Below are 5384 nucleotides of genomic sequence, written 5' to 3' on the forward strand. Positions count from 1 at the left end.
CCAGGATTTCTTTCATAGTGCGAAGGACTCCAGATAGTATCGCCCGACTCCCTATTTCACTGCGGCGATGTAGACCAACCAGCTCTCCTGGTTCTCTTCCTCGACGGCCAGGTGATGGATGCCGGTACCGTCTCCGTCTTCGTCGGTTTCTTCCCAGTAGACGTCGACTCGTGAGAAGCCGGCCTCCAGGAGCAGCTCTCGGACTTCCGGCAAGGTCCACAGTCGCCAGTCGTAGGTGAACGCGCGCTCCATCACCGAGCCGTCTCGAAACCGAAAGTGAATATGGCAGAGCACCTCGTTGGTGATCGGGTTGAACTTCTGCTGCTCCCAGACAAAGGTGAAGTCGCCAACGTCTCGCTCGTCCTCGATCTCGATGATGGCCTCGGTGCCGCCATAGAGCTCGGTCACGAACAGGCCCTCGTCTTCGAGACCGGCATGCACCGTGGCGAAGTACTCGAGCAGCTCGGCGCGGTTCTTGAAAACGCAGAAGCTGAAATTGAGCGCGCAGGCGAGCTCGACTTTAGGTTCGGTGACGGAGCAGACGTCCCGGCACAAAAACTCCATTCGGTCGCCGATCCGAGGGTCCGAGAAATGGCGCTCGCGGCCCCAATTCAGAGTCGGCTGATCGAGATCGATCCCGAGGGCCCGGCGGTTATCGCCGCCCTCGAGCCAGCTTGCGGTCAGGTACGCGGTGCCGCAGAAGTCCTCGCGCAAGGTGAGCGGATCGCGACCTCGGTGTTGGCGGAACCTGGCCAGAAAGAACTCGATATCCGCGTCGGGCGACTGGACGGCTTGCTCATAGAGCACATGCCGATCGGCCCCGTCGGCAAGAGTCGGTTTGCCGCCGCGGCGCTTCCTCTGTCGCTTGGGTGTCGGCATGGGAGCGGCGAGTGTACCGAACGAGCGCGCCTCCTCTCGAGGCTAGAGTCCGGCCGCTATTTGAGCCGAAAGATCAAGGTGCCGTTGTCGCCCCGCAGGCGAACCGTGTTCGGCTGAATATCGTCGACCACCAGGCCGGAGACGGTGTCGCCAGGGCTCACGACGCGTCCGTTGACCAGAGCAAAGGGGCGATCTCCCGACCAGGCGATGCCTCCCAGCTCGACCGAACCGACACCGGGCACGTCGGCGCGCTGCAGGTACTCCTGCTCTGGAGGCTCGACCGCCGTGCCATCTCCGGCTGGCTCCGACGGTGGAGGCTCGCCCGGTTCTGAGCTCGGGCCGGCCACACCCGGCTCGGCCGCTGTCCGGCGCGGCTCCGGTGGCGCCGGTTGCCTTGTCGGTCTCGGTGACGCCGAACCGGCCGAGCGTGTTGGCGCCGCTTCGGCTTCTTGCTGTCCGTTTGCCGGGGTGTCCGCCCGGAGGGGGACGCCTTCGGTCCGGGGACCTTCGGGGGGAGCCGCGGGCCGCGCCGGGGGCTTGCGCGCCGGCTCGGGCTCGGGCTCCGGTTCGGGATTCGCGGTGAGCGGCGGTGACTCGGTGGCAGGAGCTTGCGCGGCCTCGGTTTCAGAAGCCGATGAAGCCGCTGAAACCGGCGCGACCGGCGCAACCGGGCTCTCGTCCGCCGCGGAATCGGCCCCTGTGAGAGGTCTCCGCTCGACGACCTGCTCGCTGAGAGCCGACTGCTTGCCGGCGCGGTACAGTAAAAAGCCGCCGATGCCGGCCAGCAGGATCACGGCACCGAGAGCGACGAACCAGAGTCCGCTCGGGGCCTGCTCGCCCCTGCCGAAAACGGGGTAAGGAATACCCCGGCGGCCAGCATCTCCGCGCGCGGCCTCCAAGCGGGCCTTCTTGAGGGCGTCGTTGACCAGGCTCAATGGCGCCCCTCGAGCTCGCGGATGGCGCGTCGAACATGCCACCAGGTGAGCTTGTCGGCACCGATCACATAACCACACAGCAGGGTCTTGTCGCAGACGGCGTTGACCAGCCGTGGAATCCCCTTGGAGTAGCGAAAGACCTTGCGCACGGCGGCGCGGTTGAAGACCGGTCGCGAGTTCGCGCCGGCGACGTGCATTCGATGTTGGATGTAATGATCCGTTTCCTCGAGCGTGAGGGGCTTCAAGTGATAGCGCACCGTGATGCGTTGACGCAGCTGGCGGAGATTCGCCTGATCGAGCAGCTCGCGCAGCTCGGGTTGCCCCATGAGCACAATCTGGAGAAGCTTGCGCTGGTCGGTCTCGAGGTTCGAGAGCAGACGGACTTCTTCGAGCAGCTCCATCGACAGGTCCTGGGCTTCGTCGATCAGGAGCACGACGTCGTTGCCTTCGTGGAGCTGATCGAGCAGGTACTCGTTGAGCCGTTGAAGGTTCTGCATTCGATCGTCGGCGTGGGGCTCGACGCCGAGCTCGGCCAGCACCAGCCAAAGCAACTGCTCACCGGTCATCACCGGGTTCAAGATCAAGGCCGTCTTGTACTGGGGCCCGAGACGCTCGAGGAGGGCTCGGCACAGGGTCGTCTTGCCCGCGCCGACCTCGCCGGTAATCTGAATGAAGCCTTTGCGTTCCTGGATGCCGAAGAGCAGGTGATTGAACGCCTCCAGGTGGCGATCGCTGAAGAACAGAAAGTGCGGGTCCGGCGTGATGTTGAAGGGAGCCTGCCGGAACTCGTAGAAGTCGTTGTACATGGGTGGGTACCCTCTAGCGCAGGCCGTGAAGTCTAGCAGGCCCATCGGGGACACCATTCCATGGTGTCCCCTCCCGACTTTTTTTCGAGTCATCGCAATCGATTGCCGCGCCATTGCGGCGGTCGGCAGTCCAATCCTCCAGGGGCCGGCTCGGGCATGAAGGCCTGCCCTGGTCTGGCCCTCGCCTGCGCGCCGCTACGCGCAGACCATTGGAGGTCTGCGAGTCCCTCTCTCGGGCGCTTGCGTCGAGCCCCCTGAGCGGATTGCCTGCCGCCTCGCCTTGGCCTCGGCGCTCTCCAACCCGGGAACTGGCCATCTATATGGTCAGCTCGGCTTTTCGAACAATCCTTGAATCCGCATGAAGAAATCCCGCAGCGGCTCGTCGGGCTCGTAGAAATCGAGAAACTCCTCGAGCCGGCTCGGCTCGGGCGGCACGCCGATCGCCTCCGCCCAGCGCTGGAAGGGGACCAGGTATGGAGTCGCATGCAGCAGCTCCAGGCGCAGTAGCTGAGCGGTGACGCCGCCGGCTTCGAGAAAGCCGCCGGATCGATAGACCTCGAGCGTCGCCTCCAGGTCGTACTCCACCTGGCGCAGCTCGACGCGGCACTTACCGCCGCCGTTGTCGAGCATCGCGTACTGAGCCCGGCGATCGCCGTTGAAGGGCAGGCCCACCGAGCCCACGTTGACCACCATGCCGCGATCCAACTCGCGGACCATCGGGCGATGGGTGTGTCCGCAGACCAGCACCGACCCCTCGATCTCGTCGAGGAGACGGTCGAGCTTGCCGCTGCGGGTCCACGGGCCCAGGCCGTCGCTGGTGCCCTTGGGGCTGCCGTGAGTGAGGAGTAGCTCGGACATAGTCTGGGAGCGGACCGAGAAGGGCAGCGCGCTCAGGTACTCGACGTCGTCCTCTGACAGCTCGGCCGCCATCCACCGGGCAGCCGCCCACTCTTCGAGATGCAGCCAGTCGGGGGGAACATCTTCGTTGCGAAAGCCGAGCAGATACTCCTCGTGGTTGCCCCGAATCGTCTCCCAGCCGCGCCGCCGAATCTCTCCCACCACGGCGCTACCCTGGGGTCCGCGGCCGACCAGATCGCCGCCCACCAGAACCTCGTCCGGCGCCTGCTCTTCGATGTCCACGAGCACGGCCTCGAGGGCCGGGAGGTTGCCGTGAATGTCGGCGAAGATTGCGATCTTGGTGCTCATCTCGAGGGTCGGCCGCCGGGAGAATAACGCGAAGAATAGCGCACTCAAGGAGCCTTACGAGGCTCGTTGCATCGCCTCGACCAGGCGGTTAATATTGGATGCAAGGAGATTTTGGACTGTGAGTGCCGGCCAGCTTTTCTGGGACTCACCCAACTGGACAGGAGGTCCGCTGTTATGTCGCCATTCTTGCGCATTTGTCTCGCAGGAGCACTTGTGTTCGCTTTTGTCACGCCCGGTGCCTGGGCGCAATCGCAGGCCACCACGGGCGTTATCGAAGGGTCCGTGCGGAACGCCGACGGCGATATGCTGCCGGGCGTCACCGTCACTCTGACCAACACCGACACCAACTTCACCAAGGTCCTGGTGACCGACGCCAACGGTCGCTTCCGCGGCCAGTTGCTGCCTCTCGGTCCGTACAAGGTCACTGCCGATCTCGAGGGTCTGGGAACCTTCGTTCAGGAGGGCTTGAACCTGTCCCTGGGTCAGACCATGAACCTACCGATTCAGCTCGGGTTGACCGAGACCCGGGAAGAGATTCTGGTCACCAGCGAGGCGCCCTTGATCGAGTCGACCCGCACCCCGAGTCAGATCCGCATCGACGACATGGCGGTCGACGGTCTGCCCAACAACGGCCGTAATTTTCTTGAGTTCACCAAGCTGACTCCGGGCGTTACCGTCGTCCAAGGCCCGGACGGCGACGAGCTCTCGATCAACGGCCAGAAGGGCATCAACAACAACGTCATGATCGACGGCGCCGACTTCAACAACCCGTTCTTCGGTGAGCAGCGCGGCGGCCAGCGGCCGGCGTTCACCTTCAACCAGGACGCGGTCAAGGAGATTCTGGTGGTGCCGGACGGCGCCTCAGCCGAGTTCGGCCGTTCCTCGGGCGGCTTCATCAGTGTCGTCACCAAATCCGGTACCAACGACTTCAAGGGCAGCGCCCACTTCTTCTATCAGGACGACAGCCTGTCCGAAGATCCGCAACTCCGGGGCGGTGGCACCGATCCCTTCGACTTCGAGCGCGCCCAGGTCGGCTTCACTCTGGGCGGACCGGTCAGGTCCGATCGGACGTTCTTCTTTCTGGCCGCAGACAAGCAGACCAAGGACGAGACCAAGCAGGTCGACCCGGGCCGAATCGACCCCGAGGTCGTGCAGTTCCTGGCCGATCAGGGGCTTCCCAACGAGAACGCCCCGATCGACCGCACCAACGACGGCGATGCTTACCTCGCCAAGGTCGACTTCCAGGCCTCGGACCGGAATCTACTGACCCTGCGCTGGGCCTATCACTACTCGCGGCAGGAGAACGGCACCTTCGACGTGCCCTCCTGGGGCGTGAGCTCGAATGCCACCGAGCTCGACTACGCCCACGGCTACACCGGCTCGTTCATCAGCACGATTTCGGATACAATGCTCAACGAAGTCCGCGTCCAGTACGCCAAGGAGTGGCGGCCGCGGCCCTACGAGGGTCCGAACATCCCGGGTCAGGACCGGCCCTTCCCGGACACCGCCTTCCACTGCGGTGGCGGCTACCGCCTCGGCGTGCCGTTCTTTATTCCGG

The 5384-nt window shown here is 64.4% G+C and carries 5 protein-coding genes; 1 reads left to right on the forward strand and 4 read right to left on the reverse strand.

All coding sequences use genetic code 11. From position 1 onward, the window contains the following. Positions 1-51: 51 nt before the first annotated feature. The 4 genes from GY769_12695 to GY769_12710 form a co-directional block, all read right to left on the reverse strand. Complete coding sequence (locus GY769_12695) at positions 52-879, reverse strand: class I SAM-dependent methyltransferase (GenBank protein ID MCP4202777.1); 828 nt, start codon at positions 877-879, stop codon at positions 52-54. A 56-nt stretch (positions 880-935) separates the two neighbouring features. Beyond that, complete coding sequence (locus GY769_12700; GenBank protein MCP4202778.1) at positions 936-1814, reverse strand: hypothetical protein; 879 nt, start codon at positions 1812-1814, stop codon at positions 936-938. Further along, positions 1811-2620, reverse strand: a complete 810-nt coding sequence (locus tag GY769_12705; GenBank protein MCP4202779.1) for an AAA family ATPase — start codon at positions 2618-2620, stop codon at positions 1811-1813. Before GY769_12705 ends, GY769_12700 begins: the two co-directional genes overlap by 4 nt. Positions 2621-2944: 324 nt before the next feature. Beyond that, the gene (locus GY769_12710; protein ID MCP4202780.1) at positions 2945-3826 is read right to left on the reverse strand and encodes a metallophosphoesterase family protein; all 882 of its coding nucleotides are present in this window, start codon (positions 3824-3826) and stop codon (positions 2945-2947) included. A 213-nt stretch (positions 3827-4039) separates the two neighbouring features. Here GY769_12710 and GY769_12715 point away from each other — a divergent pair. Continuing rightward, positions 4040-5384, forward strand: a 1345-nt coding sequence (locus GY769_12715) for a TonB-dependent receptor (GenBank protein ID MCP4202781.1), incomplete at its 3' end; no start/stop codon positions are given.

It is taken from the genome of bacterium, from assembly GCA_024224155.1.
Taxonomy (GTDB): domain Bacteria; phylum Acidobacteriota; class Thermoanaerobaculia; order Multivoradales; family JAHEKO01; genus CALZIK01.